The organism is Pseudoduganella sp. LjRoot289 (assembly GCF_964252925.1).
GTDB lineage: Bacteria > Pseudomonadota > Gammaproteobacteria > Burkholderiales > Burkholderiaceae_D > Rugamonas.
Map to the genome: position 1 here is coordinate 3,161,179 of NZ_CAXUPN020000001.1, position 14,007 is coordinate 3,175,185.

The following is a 14,007-nucleotide window of genomic DNA, read 5'->3' on the forward strand; positions in this document are numbered from 1 at the left end:
TGGCCCCTACCGCTCAATGGCGCCCAGTTCGTGCATCGGCGTGCGGTAGGTTTCTTTTGCGGTGGCCACCGAGATCGCCGAGATGACGCTGGTGATGGTGACAAATGCCGCCACCGGAACCCAGCCCATTTCTCCCTGCCCCAGTATGGCGGCGCTGATGGTCGGCGCGAAACCGCCGAGCGCAAAGCCTATCTGCGTGCCGATCGCCATGCCGGACAAGCGCACCCGGGTGTCGAACATTTCACCGTACAGTGCGGGCCATACGCCGTTCGCAGCCGAATACACCACGCCGGACAGCAGCAGGCCGAATGTGAAAATCAGCGGCACGTTGGCCGTCGAGATGGCCCACAGGTAGGGCCACATCAACAGCGCCGCGCCCAGGGTACCGAAGATGAACACGGGCTTGCGGCCCACCCGGTCGGACAGCGCGGCGAACAGCGGAATGGCGCCGAGTGCAAGCAGGTTGGCCAGAATCAGCACCGTCAGCATCGTGGCACGCGGAATGTGCATGGTGTTGATCGCATACGACAGCGTGAACACGCTGAAGATGGTGCTGATGACCGAGACCAGCGCGGCGAAGATCACGCGCACCAGGTTGGCCTTGTGGCCGCTGAACAATTCCATGATGGGCATGCGTTCGGCCCTGCCCGCGACGGCCGCCTCCTCCTTGAACGCCGGCGTCTCGGGCAGGGTGCGGCGAACCCAGAAACCAACCGCCACCACCACGGCGCTTAACAGGAAGGGAATGCGCCAGCCCCAGGACAGCATGTCCTCTTCCGGCAAGGCGGCTATCGGCAGGAACACCAGCGTCGCGAGGACCAGGCCGGCCTGCGTGCCGCTCAAGGTAAAGCTGGTGAAGAAGGCGCGCCGGTGCGCAGGCGCATGCTCCAGCGTCATGGAGTTGGCGCCCGCCTGCTCGCCGGCCGCCGATACCCCTTGCAGCATGCGCAGTACCACCAGCATCACCGGCGCGGCGATGCCAACCTGGCCGTACGTGGGCAGCAGGCCCACCGCGAACGTGGACACGCCCATCAGCAGCAGCGTGAAGGTGAGTACCTTCTTGCGGCCGTATTTGTCGCCGATATGGCCCAGCAATACCGCGCCCAGCGGCCGCGTGACGTAGGCGACGCCGAAGGTGGCGAAGGCAGCCACCGTGGCCACCGCGGCATCGAAGGCGGGAAAGAAGACTTTACCGAACACGAGCGCCGCCGCCGTGCCGTAGATGAAAAAGTCGTAGTATTCGACGGCGCTGCCGATCCAGCTGGCGAATGCGGCCTTGCGGGGCGAGCGCTTGGGGCCGGCGGCCTGTGCTGCCTGGTGCGCCGCCTCTGCGGGCGTTCCTTGTTTTGCGGTTGCTGTACTCATGTCTTCCTCCATTTGTTAGTGTAGTCTCGTTGCCGCGTCCGGTCTTCAGAAGCGATGCAATATGCCCAGCTGCAGGCCGGTCAGGCGCTTGCCGTTCACGTTCGCGCCTGCCAGGTTGGCGGACGGCGCGGCCGAGCTGCTGAAGCGGAAACCTGCGCTGGCGTCGTTTTTCAACACGCTGGCAAAGCCGTACAGCAGCGTGCGGCGCGACAGGTCGTAATAGCCGCCCACGTTGGCCGAGCGCGCGCCGGCGCCGCCGCCACTGGTGTCGTGGGCCCCGCCCAGCATGGCGCCCACGCGCAGCGCGGGGCTGACGCGGTAGTCGGCCGACAGCTCCCACAAGTTGTAGTAGCGCCGCGCGTTGGCGTCGCTGCCCGCGAAGAAGTTGTTCGGGCTGCCCACCAGGCTCAGGATGGCGCCCGTGTTGCGGCCGTTCGCGTTGGCGGTGGAGTTGTTGCTGCGCGCCGCCGCCAGGTAGATCTTCCCTGCCCCGTACTGATAGTTCAGGTACAGGTTGTGGTACTCGATGCGCTCGCGCACGGTGGCGGTGGCGCGGTTCGGGCTGGCCAGCACGCCCGCATAGCCGCCGCGCCAGGGGCCGTTCTGGTAGTCCAGCGCCAGCTGCCACACGCCCTTGTTGTCCGCGCCGGCGCTGTTTTCCGGCAGCGCGTAGTGCAGGTCGAGCTGTACGCCCGCCATGCGCGGCGACTTGTAGGACAGGTCGTTGTCGTAGCGCGAAGGCACGCCGTAGGTGTTGAACATGGAACCGAAGGTGGTGCGTTCGGTGTAGTCGATGGCGCCGCCGATGTAGAAAGCCTGGGTGTTCTGCCGTCCGGCGCGGAACTCGCCCACCGGCGTGGCGATACCCAGCCAGGCCTGGCGGTCGAACAAGCGGCTGCTGTCCGCGGCGGCGCCGCTGTCGGCGGAGAGGCCCTGCTCCAGCGTGTAGATGATGCGGTAGCCGCCGCCGATATCCTCGCCGCCCCGCACGCCGAGGCGGCTGCGCAGGATGGCGCCGTCGTTCAGCCCCGTGATGTGCGCTCCGCTGCTGCTGCGGATGGTGCCGATGTATTCGTCGAGCGTGCCGTACAGCGTTACCCCGGTCTGGCACAGCGCGGGGACAGCCGTCCCCGCCAGCAGGCAGGCTGCCGTTATTTTTCGTTTCATGATGTCTCGATTTTCGTTATGGTTATAGGTATGCCGCTCAGGCGGCAAGGAACAACAGGGCCAGGCCCGTGATGGCCAGCGTGTAGCCCGCCACGCCGAAGCCGGCTATCACGCCGGCTGCCACCGGCGAGATATGGGAGTGATGTCGGAATGCTTCCCGCGCATGGACATTCGAAATGTGCAGCTCCACCGCGCGCAACTGCGCGCCCTTGATGGCGTCGTGCAGCGCCAGCGAGGTGTGGGTATAGGCGCCGGCGTTGATGACCGCGCCCGCCAGGGTGCCCGCCGCCTGTGCCGCGCCCGCCTCGTGGATGGCGTCGATCAGTACGCCTTCGTGGTTGGACTGCCGGAAGTCCAGCACGCAGCCGTGCGCTTCGCAGGCGTCGCGGCACAGCCGTTCCACGTCGGCCAGCGTGCGGGCGCCGTACACGCCGGGCTCGCGGCTGCCCAGCAGGTTGAGGTTGGGGCCGTTCAGCACCAGGATGGTTGGATGTGGCATGTGCCCTCCCTAGGCCATGGCCGGATGGCCGGCCGTCGCTTGCAGCACCGTCAGGCTGCGGCGCAGCACCTGGTCGGTCACCCATTTGGCCGAGCGGTAGGCGCGCTGCGCCACCACTTCGGGCGGGAACTGCAGGTAGTCGTCGTTGAAGACTTCAAAGCTGTAGTCGCCCCGGTAGCCGTTGCGGTCCAGCTGGCGCAGCATTGCCGCCAGCTCCTTGGCATGGCTGCCCTCGCCCGGGAACACGCGCAGGTGGCGCGCCGTTTCCAGCCTTTCCTCCGCGCTGCGCAGTTCGCGCCACATATAGTCCGACAGCTGCACCAGCGCGATCTTGTGCGCGGGGATGTCGTCCAGTTCGGTGCAATCGGCATCGTTGGCCAGCATGTGGAAAGAGTCCAGCACCACGCCCAGGTTGGCGTGGCCCGCGCGCTCCACCGCTTCCCACGATTGCTGGTACTGGTTCACGTGGCGGCCCCAGGACAGCGCCTCGTAGCCGACGCGCACGCCCAGTGGCACCGCCAGCGTGGCCAGTTTGGCCAGGTCGCGCGCTATCCCGTCCATGTCGCCGCTGGCGTGGCTGGAGGTGCTGGAGCACACCATCAGCAGCGGCGCACCCACGGCGCGGCATACCAGCAGCATCTGCCTGGCGATATCGAGCTTGTAATCGTGCAGCGCGCCGTGCAGGCCCTCGTAGTCGCGCATCACCTGGATGCCGGTCACGCGCACGCCGCTGGCGCGCACCACGCGCACCGCTTCGTCTATGCCGCCCGGATGCCCGGCCAGGTCTTTGGCCCACAGCATCAACTGCGAAAATCCCGCCGCCTTCGAGGCGCGCAGCTTGGCTTCGAGCGGGCCGGCCAGCGTGATGCTGTCCATGCCGAAGTTGGCCAGATTCATAGCGCCTCCAATGCGCGGAACGCGTCCGAGTTCACGCCGGGCCAGCCGAACAGCGCCAGGTACAGCGGCGCCTGTTCGATCAGCATCTCCTTGCCCTTCTGGATGCGGCAGCCGCGCATCTGCGCTTCCAGCAGCAGCTTGCTCATCTCCACCTTCATGCCGCAGTCGGCCACCACGCAGGACGGCGACACGCCGCGCAGATCGACCGGCAGGGGGTCATCCCAGTGCATGCCCAGCGGGGTGCAGTTGACCACCAGTTGATATCCCTCCGCCTGCGGTACCCCTTCCACCACGCGGCAGGCCGGGAAGGCCTGTTGCAAGCGGGCGCGCAGCGCGGCTGCCTGCTCCGGCCGCGTGTCGAAAATGGCCACTTCGCCGATGCCGCGCGCGGCCAGCGCCTCGGCCACCGCGCAGCCGACGCCGCCGCTACCCACCACCAGGGCGCGCGCGCCGGCCCAGTCGAACGCGGCGCCCGCCAGCGTGCGGTCGAAGGCGCGCACAAAGCCCTCGCCGTCTATCAGGTCGCCACGGATGGCGCCGCCCGCATCCTTGTAGATGGCGTTGCAGGAGCCCGCAAGCCGGGCGCGGCTGGTGGCCACGTCGACCGCGTCCACGCTCATGGGCTTATGCGGAATGGAGACGAAGATGCCGCCCACGTTCGCTATGCCCATCAGCAGGCGCACTGCCGCGATATAGCCTTCCGGCGGCACCTTCAGCGGGATCACGCGCGCGTCGATGCCGTGGCGCTGGAAGTAGGCGTTGAACAGCGTGGGCGCTTTCACCTGCTCGACCGGCCAGCCGATCACGGGGAAGATGCGCGTGGTGCCGGTAATCTCAAGCATGGCGCTCTCCCGCGTGGCTGGCCACCAGTTCGAAACTCACGCCGCCGCGATAGAGCTGCGTGATGGCGCCCTTCTCGCTCGGCCCCGTCGGCGCGCGGTCGACAAAGACGATGCCGCGCCGCTGCAGTTCGCGCACGGCGCCCAGCACGTCCGGCGCGCCCAGGCCGACGCGGATCAGCTGTTCCTCCCATTGCAGGCCGCCGGCGCCGGCCGGCGGCTCCACCAGTTGCAGGTAAAAGCTGTGGCACGGGCTTTCCAGCAGCGTGCCCTTTTGCACCACGCCGAAGTAGCGGCCTTCCGGCAGTGCGCGGAAGTCCATCAGCTGCTGGTAGAAGTCCACCCACTCCGCGCTGCGGCCCTGGCCGATGGCTTGCACGACGCCGAAGAAATGCAGGCCGGCGACGGCTGGCGGCTGCGACGGCGGCTGGACGATGGGCTTGAAGTCCACGTCGTAGATGGAGAAGTCGGTGTAGCGGTCCACGAAATAGAGGATGGAATCGCCGGCACCATGCACGCCTGGAATGTTCAGTTCCATTGCGCCGGCGCGGGTCTGGATGGCCCAGGCGCCCATGGCGATGGCGTGGCGGTAGGCCGCGTCGGCGTCGCGCACCCGCAGCGCGATGGCGCTGATGACGGTGGCCTGGGCCGCTTCTTCGCCCTGCGGCAGCGCGCGCGGGTCGGCGTTCACGATCACATTCATGCCGCCCTGGCGGTACAGCGTCACCTCGCGCGAACGGTGCCGCGCGGTGGCGGCAAAGCCCATCTGCTCGAGCAGCGCGCCCAGGGCCAGCGGCTGGGACGTAGCGTATTCGATGAATTCGATGCCGGCGATGCCGAGCGGGTTATTCGGTTCCGGCAACTGCTCTTTGACGATCATGGTGGTCTCCTGCGTTCACTGTGGAGCCAAGTATAGGAAGCGCGTCCGCACAAAAATAGCCGTCAAAACCGGCTATACTGCGCCAACCGCTCAACCTGCGCGATTAGCGCACAAATCATGAAAAAGCCGCAGCTGCTGGATGTAAAGGTCGCCGAGCGCGACCTGATCGATGGCCTGGTCACCGGGATGAATGTGATCACGGCCTTCAATGACGACACCGCGCGCCTCACGGCCACGGACTTGGCCGGGAAAGTGGGCATCAGCCGCAGCGCGGCGCGGCGCTATTTGCTGACGCTGCTGCATACCGGCATGGCGGCCACCGACGGCAAGGTGTTCTGGCTGACGCCCAAGGTGCTGACGCTGGGACGGTCCTACCTGGACTCGGCCCGGCTGCCGCGCGCCATCGTGCCGTATCTGCAGAAGCTGACGTCGGAGCTGCAGGAGTCGACCAATTATTCGGTGCTGGAGCGGGACGATGTGGTCTACGTGAGCCGCGTGAGCGCGCCCCGGCAGCTCACCACCGGCTTCGAGCCCGGCACCCGCCTGCCCGCCTATGCCTCGACCGCCGGACGGGTGCTGCTGTCGGCCATGCCCGACGAGGCTTTGCACGCCTATCTGGAACGCGTGGAGCTGGTGGCCTACACCCACCTCACCGTGACGGACAAGCAGCAGCTGTTCGAAGAGTTGCTGGCGATACGGGAATCCGGCTTCGCGCTGACGGAGAACCAGTACGAGATCGGGTTCCGGGGAATTTCGGTGCCGGTGAAGAGCCGGCGCGGAAACCTGATCGGCGCGCTGAGCGTGTCGATGATGATCGCCAGCTCGTCGCGCGCGGAGGCCAGCGCGCGCTGCGTGCCCGCGTTGCAGGCCACGGCCAATACCTTGATGCTGTGGGTGTGAGCCGCGTTTATTCGTCCGGCATTCATCCGATCCAAGAAACAATATGTTGCAAGCAGCGCCATTTATCGTGCGAATGAAAGCCGCTATCCTTCATGCATCGTCCCGCAAAGGAATGCCATGAACACTCTGCACTACATCTTCGACCCGCTGTGCGGCTGGTGCTACGCCGCCGCGCCCCTGATCTCGGCCGCGCGCAACGTCCCCGGCCTCCGCATGGCCTTCCACGCCGGCGGCATGATGACGGGCGCCAACCGGCGCACCGTCACGCCCCAATGGCGCGACTACGTGATGCCGCACGACGAACGCATCGCTCAGCTGACCGGACAGCCGTTTGGCGCGGCCTATTTCGATGGCCTGCTGCGCGACACCAGCGCGGTGATGGATTCGGCCCCGCCCAGCACCGCCATCCTGGCCGCCGAGGAACTGGCCGGGCGTGGCCTGGACATGCTGCACCGGATCCAGAGCGCGCACTACGCGGAAGGCCGGCGCATCGCCGACATGCCGGTGCTGGCGGAGCTGGCGCAGGAACTTGGCCTCGACGCGGCCGGCTACACAGCGGCGTACGCGCGCCTTGCCGGGCCGGCAACCGACCGGCATTTCACCGACAGCCGCCAATGGCTGGAGCGCTGCAACGGGCAGGGTTTCCCGACCATTGCGCTGGAGCGCGGCGACGGCACGCTCGAGCGCATCGATCTCAACCGCTGGCTGGGCCGCGTTGACGAATGGAGCGGGCATCTCCGCCGGCTGGCGTCAGCTACTTCGAACACCGGAACGGCCTCCGGCAATCCGGTGTGCGCTATAGACGGCTGCACGAACTGACATTCCCTATTCCACCAGAAGGGTAGAGACCGGCCGGCCAGAACGGATTTTTCTATGCCGCCGCGCACACTATCGCCAGGAAATCCTGCACCTTGAGCGCGGCGCTGCCGATCAGGCCGCCATCGACATCCGGCATGGCCAGCAGCGCGCCGGCGTTGGCGGCATTCATGCTGCCGCCGTACAAGATGCGCACCGCGCCGGCTGCGCGCGGCGCGCGGCGTGCGAGAGCGGCACGCAGATCCGCATGCGCCTGCTGTGCCATCTGCGGCGTGGCGGCGCGGCCGGTGCCGATCGACCAGACCGGCTCGTAGGCCAGCACTATGCGCGTCAGCTCCGCCTCGTCGACCGCCTCCAGCACGGCCGACAACTGGCGCTCAATCACCGCAGCCGTCGTCTCCGCGACGCGCTCCGCCAGCGTTTCCCCCAGACAGATGATAGGGCTCAGGCCCGCGCCCAAGGCAGCGACAACCTTGCGCGCCACCTCGGCATCGTTCTCGCCATGCGCCATGCGACGCTCGGAATGGCCGACAATGACGAAGCGGCAGCCAAGTTCGGCCAACATTGACGCTGCAATCTCGCCCGTGCGCGGCCCTGCCGGGTGGGCCGACACATCCTGCGCACCCCACGCCAGCGTACCGCCCGCGAGCGCGCGCCGGCACTGCTCGAGATAGACGGCGGGCACGCACAGGGCAGCCTCCACCGCAACAGGCGCAGCGGCCGATGGCCCATCCTCCAGGTAATGCGCAAACCAGGCGGCATTGTCCGCCAGGCTGCCATGCATCTTCCAGTTGCCTACAATAAGTGGGCGACGTGTCTGTTCCAAGTGTTCCTCCTTTCAGGGCTCGCGGCGCCGGAAGTGCCCCGCGACCATATTGGGGCCGCGTTCGGCATGGCGAACGCGGCGACGGTCATTGCGGTCAGCGCGCTTTCTCCATGTCCTCCTGCGCTTGGCGGACGATCGCTTCGCCTATCGATGCCGTATATTTCTCTACCACCGGCTTGACACGCTCGCGCATCCTCGCGTCCTCGTCACTGCTTAACACATTGACTTCAACGCCATGCGACTTCAACTCTTTGCTGGCCATTCTGACCGCCAGCTCGCGCGAAATCTTGCGCTGGAAGATGCCGGCTTCCTTAGCCGCCTCGGTGATGGCGGCCCGGTCGGCAACGCTCAGCGTCTCCCACCATTTTTTACCTGCCACCACGATATAGGGCGAATACACATGGCCGCTGAGCGTGGTGTATCGCTGGACGTCGTAGAACTTGGCGGCCAGGATGACCGGCAGCGGATTCTCCTGGCCGTCGACCACCTTGCTATCGAGCGCCTTGTAGACCTCAGGGAACGGCAAGGGCACCGGCGTCGCGCCCAGGGCTTTGAAGGCATCGATGAATACCGGATTCGGAATCACGCGTATCTTCATGCCCTGCAGGTCTTCGAACTTCCGTATGCTGTGCTTCGAATTGGTCAAATGACGAAAGCCATTTTCCCAATAGGCGAGGCCAACGAGATTGGCCGTGTCCAACTTCTCGAACAGCGCACGACCGACCCGGCCATCCATGACGGCATCGGCCTGCGCCGTGCCTTTGAAAAAGAAGGGCAGATCGAACAAGGCATATTCCTTGACCGCCCCGACCAGTATCGTGGTGGCGCCGACCATCATTTCGATTTTTCCTTCACGCACGGCGGCCAATGCCTGCTGCTCCGATCCCAGCTTTCCGTCGGAATAATTTTTCACCACGATACGTCCGGCCGTCTTGGCCTTGACCAGCTCGGCAAAGCGCGCCGCGCCCTGTCCAGAGGGATGATCGGCGGGCTGCACATAGGCGAACTGCACCTCGGCCGCGGTGCTGGTTTGGGCCCACGCGGCAAGCATGGCTACGCAAAACAGTTTGTTGAGTTTCATTTTTCTTCTTTCAGAAGGTGTGCCGTATGCCCAGGTTGAGCGCCTTGTCGCCCGTGCCCACTTCAATCGCATTGCCGACCGTGTAGGCCGCGCCGCGCCGGTTCTCGATGCGCGCGTACACGGAATAAAGCTCGGTGCGTTTCGACACCGCGTAGCGGTAGCCGACCGCGAACTGGCTGGCATCCTGGTTCCGCGCGCCCCGGTCGTCCTTGCGGATGTAGGAGGCCAGTGCGGTATGCGGGCCGGACGGCACGCTCACCCCGAGCATCAGGTCGCGGCTGTCCACGGAAGCTTGCGGAGCCACCGCGGCGCCGAAGGGATTGGCGGTATTGCGCAGCGGCGAACTGTTGACGCCCTTGTTGCTGCCGTAGGCGAAATGGGCTTTCGCGATACCGGCGTCGTAGGTCAGCGCCAGCACGGCGTTTTTGGCCGGGTCGAGGTTTTTCACGGTCGCGGTATCGTTGTTGCGGTGGTGGTAGCCCAGGCGGGCGCGCAACGCTCCACTGGCATAAGTCAGTGCGGCGCCGATCTGGCGTCCAGCCGCGGCGCTGCCGGCAAGCTCCCCCGGCGCATACGCCAGCTCGCCGCTGACACCGCCAACGCTGGGCGACGCGAATTTGACGGCGTTGTCCATCCGGCTGGTGCCGTTGCCGGTGGCCGGCATCAGGTTTTTACTGTCGCCCGCCGTACCCGAGCCAAACGGGTCGGCTGCGGCGACGGTCTGGTATTGCGGCGTGTACTGGCGCCCTATCGTCACGCTGCCGAAGGCGCCCTGCAGGCCGACGTAGGCTTGGCGGCCGAACAGCAGGCCGCCCTGCCCCATCGCCCCGGTGTCGGCCTGGAAGCCGCTCTCGAGCAGGAACAAGGCAGACAGGCCGCCGCCCACGTCTTCGTTTCCCTTGAAGCCGAGGCGCGAGCCGGCGCTGACGCCACTGCCGAGCTTGGTGATCGGGCCGGCGGCGCCGCCGCTTTCCCGTACGGCGGCCATGTCGAGCAGGCCATACATGCCGACCGAGGATTGGGCGGTGGCGCTGCCCGCGAAGGCGGCGCAGGTGGCCAGGGCGAGGATCGATTTCTTCATTTTTTTGTCTCCAGTTGTTATAGATGGATGTGCTGCGGCCGTCAGTACTCCCGGCGGCATGGGTATGTCGCCTGTCTTGCTGTGGGATCGGTGTAGCGTGCCGGCTGGCGCAGCGCGGCATGTGGAACCCGCCAGGTTTCTGGCGGGCTTGGGGGTAATTAACTAGATGTATGAAATCTGTATAGTTGTATGTTATTTGCCTAGTTACTGGGTGTCAAGTTGTAAATCTGCACAGGAAGGCTGCGCGGCTGGGGATGGGGTGGGAGTGGATGGGTGCGCTGCGGAGGGACTAGCGGCTAGCTCGAGCAGTTGTCGTTCCCCGCGCAGGCGGGAACCCATGCGTCGCGGCCTTCTTCTATGGCGGATGGATTTTCAGGGGGGACGGGGGCGACGACTGCACGCGGCCAGCGCTTTTTTAGATGACGCATGCGTCGCGCGCCCACGGCGCGCGGGGCTGCGCGCTTTGCGCGCAGCAGATGGGCGATTCGGAGAGCCTACGCCCCCCTTAGGGTGCTCCGTCTTCGAATCCCACCGTTCCGTCCAGAACAACAAAAAAAGCCTCCCGCAGGGGAGGCTTTTTTTGTTGTTCTGGCGGAGACGGTGGGATTCGAACCCACGATACAGGTATAAGCCGTATGCATCCTTAGCAGGGATGTGCCTTCGGCCACTCGGCCACGTCTCCTAGCTGATTACTCAACTATTTTTGCCTTTTGCTTCACATTTCTGCGTCACATCAGACGAGCGCTATAGTACTGGCCAGCCCCTCGTTTGGTCAAGGGAACCAGCCATCTTTTTTACTCTTTTTCCAGCTCGAACGCTTTGTGCAGCGCGCGTACGGCCAGTTCCATGTACTTTTCGTCGATCAGCACCGAAATCTTGATCTCGGACGTGGAGATCATCATGATGTTGATGTTCTCTTCGGACAGGGTGCGGAACATCTGCGATGCGACGCCTACGTGCGAACGCATGCCTACGCCAACCACGGAGATCTTCGATACCTTGGAGTCGCCTACCAGCGTGCTGTAACCGATCTCGGCCTTCTGGCCTTCCAGCACGTCCACCGCTTTCTGGTATTCGCCGCGCGAGACGGTGAAGGTGAAGTCGGTCTTGCCGTCGACGGACTGATTCTGGATGATCATGTCCACTTCGATGTTGGCTTCGGCTACCGGGCCGAGGATGTGGTAGGCCACGCCCGGACGGTCCGGCACGCCCAGCACGGTGATTTTGGCTTCGTCGCGGTTGAAGGCGATGCCGGAGATGACTGCTTGTTCCATGTTGGTGTCTTCCTCAAACGAAATCAGGGTGCCAGAGTTGGCTTCGGTCTCGAGATCCATCAGCGGATCGGTCAGCGACGACAGCACGCGCGTCGGGACGCGGTAGTTGCCGGCGAATTCGACCGAACGCGTCTGCAGTACTTTCGAACCCAGCGAGGCTAGTTCCAGCATTTCTTCGAACGTGATCGCCTTCAGGCGGCGCGCTTCGGATACCACGCGCGGGTCGGTCGTGTAGACGCCGTCGACGTCGGTGTAAATCAGGCATTCGGCTGCCTTCAGCGCGGCGGCGATCGCCACGGCCGAGGTGTCGGAGCCGCCGCGTCCCAGCGTGGCGATGTTGTCGTTGTCGTCCACACCCTGGAAACCGGTGATGATGACGATCTTGCCGGCGTCGAGGTCTTTGCGCACGCGCTCGTCGTCGATCGACTGGATGCGCGCCTTGGTGAACGCCGAGTCGGTCTTGATCGCCACTTGCCAGCCAGCGTAGGACACCGCGTCCTTGCCGATCGCTTGCAGCGCCATCGACAACAAGCCGACGGAGACTTGCTCGCCGGTCGAGGCGATCATGTCCAGTTCGCGCGGGTCTGGCGGGTTTTGAATTTCCTTCGCCATGGCGATCAGACGGTTGGTCTCGCCGGACATGGCCGACGGCACGACAACGATCTGATGCCCGGCCTCGTGCCATTTGGCGACGCGGCGCGCGACATTCTTGATGCGGTCAGTCGATCCCATCGACGTGCCGCCGTATTTGTGAACAATCAAAGCCATAACAGGTGGTTCCGCTCGAAGATTGAAAAAAGCAAGGCTTATAACTTTACATGCTGCAATGCAAAAGGACAAGCCAAAAAAGTTATGACGTCATACAGAATTGGCATATGGACATACGAAATCGCCGCAGTACCGATTTTTATTTGGCTTCCCAGCGGAATACCACACGTTCGCCCCCGCCCTGCCCGATTTCGTGGCAGTCCATGCCGATCCCGGCAGCAAACAGCAACTGTGTCGGCGTTTTCAGCACCGGCAGGCGCGGACGCTCCCAGGCGGGGATGCCCAAGGTCTGGTAGTGGTACTTCAGCGCGCGCGTGGGCCGGTTTTCAGCCCGCTTGAGGCGCTCGCCGCCACGGCGGAATTCGATGGTCAGGTATTGCAGGCGCAGCCAGGCCGCATCGACGCCCTGCTCCGCCGGCTCGATGTGCAGCACGCCGCCGTAGTCGGGGAAGGCCATCGCCGTTTCGCCATTCCAGCGGAACTCCTGGCCGGGGGAATCGTCGAATTCGTCTTCGCGGGTGCCGGCGATCTCGGGCAGCTTGGGGGTGAGGTAGAGGCGGTCGCGGTGGCGGCGCACGTCGACTTCGGGGTGGACCACCAGCATTTGCGTGTCGTGGCGCGCTTCGAGCAGCTGCACCAGCATCTCGGACAGCCAGGCGGTGGACGGCATGCTCAGGCCGCGCAGGCCGAACCAGTGGCGCAGCAGGTTGAAGCTGCGGCCGGTGCTCAGCGCGGCCAGTTTGGAGACGATCAGGCATTCGCCGTCCAGCGCGGCGGCCAGGTCCTGCTCTGCCAGCTCGGTCAGCAGGCGCTGCGCGGACTGGGCATGCTGCGCGCTGCGCGCGAAGCGTTCCTGGAAGCCGGGGAAGTATTGCGCCAGCGCGGGCATCACCGTGTGGCGCAGCGCGTTGCGGGCGTAGCGCGGGTCGTCGTTGGATTCGTCTTCGATGTGGGCGACGGCGTGTTCGGCGACGTAGGCTTCGAGCTGCTTGCGCGAGGCGGGCAGCAGCGGCCGCATCATGACGAGGTCGGGATTGGCGAGCAGTTCGGGCGCGGTGTTGGCGGCCTCCATGCCGGACAGGCCGGCCGTGCCGGAGCCGCGCAGCAGCTGCAGCAGCACGGTTTCGGCCTGGTCGTCCAGGTGGTGGGCGGTCAGCAGCAGCTTCACGCCGTGCTCGCGGCACATGGCGCCCAGCGCGGCGTAGCGGCTCTTGCGGGCTGCGGCCTCGGTGCCGGTCTTGCCCGTGTTCTCCAGGATCACGCGGCGCGCTTCGAAGCGCACGCCGAGGGCGGCGCACTGCTGCTCGCAGTGCGCCAGCCAGGCGTCGGCGTTGGGGCTGAGGCCGTGGTGCACATGGAAGGCATGCAGGGCGATGGACACGCCCTGCTCCGCCTGCCGCTGCGCGTGGGCGTGCGCCATGTCCAGCAGCGCGGACGAATCGAGGCCGCCGCTCAGGGCGATGGCGATGCGGCCGTCGTGGTTCGCCGTGGCCACTGCCTGGGCGAAGGTGCTGGCGAGGGTGGCGGTTTGTTGCTTTTTCATTCAAACTCCAGATGCGAAAACGGAGGCAAGCGCTGGCGCCTGCCTCCGTTTTGCTGTGTATGGATTCCCAT

13 protein-coding genes and 1 tRNA gene are annotated in these 14,007 nt (G+C 65.4%); 2 read left to right on the forward strand and 12 right to left on the reverse strand.

The window, feature by feature from the left end; translation table 11 throughout:
- Positions 1-6: 6 nt before the first annotated feature.
- The 6 genes from ACSQ8Y_RS13265 to ACSQ8Y_RS13290 are packed head-to-tail and all read right to left on the reverse strand — an operon-like array spanning position 7 to position 5,647.
- Positions 7-1,365 carry an MFS transporter gene (locus ACSQ8Y_RS13265; protein ID WP_436266940.1) on the reverse strand — a complete coding sequence of 453 codons (1,359 nt, stop codon included), beginning with the start codon at positions 1,363-1,365 and terminating at the stop codon, positions 7-9.
- Between the two features lie 45 nt (positions 1,366-1,410).
- Positions 1,411-2,532: a porin gene (locus ACSQ8Y_RS13270; protein ID WP_436266941.1), complete on the reverse strand. Its 1,122-nt coding sequence runs from the start codon at positions 2,530-2,532 to the stop codon at positions 1,411-1,413.
- A 37-nt stretch (positions 2,533-2,569) separates the two neighbouring features.
- The gene (gene aroQ, locus ACSQ8Y_RS13275) at positions 2,570-3,031 is read right to left on the reverse strand and encodes a type II 3-dehydroquinate dehydratase (RefSeq protein ID WP_436266942.1); all 462 of its coding nucleotides are present in this window, start codon (positions 3,029-3,031) and stop codon (positions 2,570-2,572) included.
- Positions 3,032-3,040: 9 nt separating this feature from the next.
- Positions 3,041-3,928, reverse strand: a complete 888-nt coding sequence (locus ACSQ8Y_RS13280; RefSeq protein WP_436266943.1) for a sugar phosphate isomerase/epimerase family protein — start codon at positions 3,926-3,928, stop codon at positions 3,041-3,043.
- On the reverse strand, positions 3,925-4,770 hold the full coding sequence (locus tag ACSQ8Y_RS13285) for a shikimate dehydrogenase family protein (RefSeq protein WP_436266944.1): 846 nt from the start codon (positions 4,768-4,770) through the stop codon (positions 3,925-3,927). The genes ACSQ8Y_RS13280 and ACSQ8Y_RS13285 overlap by 4 nt, the downstream gene beginning before the upstream one ends.
- On the reverse strand, positions 4,763-5,647 hold the full coding sequence (locus ACSQ8Y_RS13290) for a 4-hydroxyphenylpyruvate dioxygenase (RefSeq protein WP_436266945.1): 885 nt from the start codon (positions 5,645-5,647) through the stop codon (positions 4,763-4,765). The genes ACSQ8Y_RS13285 and ACSQ8Y_RS13290 overlap by 8 nt, the downstream gene beginning before the upstream one ends.
- Before the next feature lie 117 nt (positions 5,648-5,764).
- Here ACSQ8Y_RS13290 and ACSQ8Y_RS13295 point away from each other — a divergent pair, with 117 nt between their 5' ends.
- On the forward strand, positions 5,765-6,547 hold the full coding sequence (locus ACSQ8Y_RS13295; protein WP_436266946.1) for an IclR family transcriptional regulator domain-containing protein: 783 nt from the start codon (positions 5,765-5,767) through the stop codon (positions 6,545-6,547).
- Between the two features lie 117 nt (positions 6,548-6,664).
- Positions 6,665-7,366 (forward strand): DsbA family protein, encoded by a 702-nt coding sequence (locus tag ACSQ8Y_RS13300; RefSeq protein ID WP_436266947.1) that lies wholly within the window; start codon positions 6,665-6,667, stop codon positions 7,364-7,366.
- Between the two features lie 52 nt (positions 7,367-7,418).
- Here ACSQ8Y_RS13300 and tpiA read toward each other — a convergent pair whose 3' ends face one another.
- From tpiA to tilS, 6 genes are all read right to left on the reverse strand, one after another.
- Positions 7,419-8,189, reverse strand: coding sequence for a triose-phosphate isomerase (gene tpiA / locus ACSQ8Y_RS13305; RefSeq protein WP_436266948.1), 771 nt, complete (start codon positions 8,187-8,189; stop codon positions 7,419-7,421).
- 94 nt (positions 8,190-8,283) lie between these two features.
- Positions 8,284-9,270: a TRAP transporter substrate-binding protein gene (locus tag ACSQ8Y_RS13310; RefSeq protein ID WP_436266949.1), complete on the reverse strand. Its 987-nt coding sequence runs from the start codon at positions 9,268-9,270 to the stop codon at positions 8,284-8,286.
- Between the two features lie 10 nt (positions 9,271-9,280).
- Positions 9,281-10,351, reverse strand: coding sequence for a porin (locus tag ACSQ8Y_RS13315; protein ID WP_436266950.1), 1,071 nt, complete (start codon positions 10,349-10,351; stop codon positions 9,281-9,283).
- 589 nt (positions 10,352-10,940) lie between these two features.
- Positions 10,941-11,033, reverse strand: a tRNA-Ser gene (locus tag ACSQ8Y_RS13320).
- A gap of 112 nt (positions 11,034-11,145) precedes the next feature.
- Entirely contained in the window at positions 11,146-12,393 is a 1,248-nt protein-coding gene (locus ACSQ8Y_RS13325; protein WP_436266951.1) for an aspartate kinase, read from the reverse strand.
- 139 nt (positions 12,394-12,532) lie between these two features.
- Positions 12,533-13,936: a tRNA lysidine(34) synthetase TilS gene (tilS, locus tag ACSQ8Y_RS13330; protein WP_436266952.1), complete on the reverse strand. Its 1,404-nt coding sequence runs from the start codon at positions 13,934-13,936 to the stop codon at positions 12,533-12,535.
- Positions 13,937-14,007 lie beyond the last annotated feature (71 nt).

Excerpts from the sequence above, each read along its gene's own strand:
- ACSQ8Y_RS13295 (WP_436266946.1), top strand. The coding sequence starts at position 5,765 with ATGAAAAAGCCGCAGCTGCTGGATGTAAAGGTCGCCGAGCGCGACCTG.
- ACSQ8Y_RS13300 (WP_436266947.1), top strand. The coding sequence starts at position 6,665 with ATGAACACTCTGCACTACATCTTCGACCCGCTGTGCGGCTGGTGCTAC.
- ACSQ8Y_RS13280 (WP_436266943.1), bottom strand. The coding sequence starts at position 3,928 with ATGAATCTGGCCAACTTCGGCATGGACAGCATCACGCTGGCCGGCCCG.
- aroQ (WP_436266942.1), bottom strand. The coding sequence starts at position 3,031 with ATGCCACATCCAACCATCCTGGTGCTGAACGGCCCCAACCTCAACCTG.
- ACSQ8Y_RS13270 (WP_436266941.1), bottom strand. The coding sequence starts at position 2,532 with ATGAAACGAAAAATAACGGCAGCCTGCCTGCTGGCGGGGACGGCTGTC.
- ACSQ8Y_RS13290 (WP_436266945.1), bottom strand. The coding sequence starts at position 5,647 with ATGATCGTCAAAGAGCAGTTGCCGGAACCGAATAACCCGCTCGGCATC.
- ACSQ8Y_RS13265 (WP_436266940.1), bottom strand. The coding sequence starts at position 1,365 with ATGAGTACAGCAACCGCAAAACAAGGAACGCCCGCAGAGGCGGCGCAC.
- ACSQ8Y_RS13325 (WP_436266951.1), bottom strand. The coding sequence starts at position 12,393 with ATGGCTTTGATTGTTCACAAATACGGCGGCACGTCGATGGGATCGACT.
- ACSQ8Y_RS13310 (WP_436266949.1), bottom strand. The coding sequence starts at position 9,270 with ATGAAACTCAACAAACTGTTTTGCGTAGCCATGCTTGCCGCGTGGGCC.
- ACSQ8Y_RS13315 (WP_436266950.1), bottom strand. The coding sequence starts at position 10,351 with ATGAAGAAATCGATCCTCGCCCTGGCCACCTGCGCCGCCTTCGCGGGC.
- ACSQ8Y_RS13285 (WP_436266944.1), bottom strand. The coding sequence starts at position 4,770 with ATGCTTGAGATTACCGGCACCACGCGCATCTTCCCCGTGATCGGCTGG.
- tilS (WP_436266952.1), bottom strand. The coding sequence starts at position 13,936 with ATGAAAAAGCAACAAACCGCCACCCTCGCCAGCACCTTCGCCCAGGCA.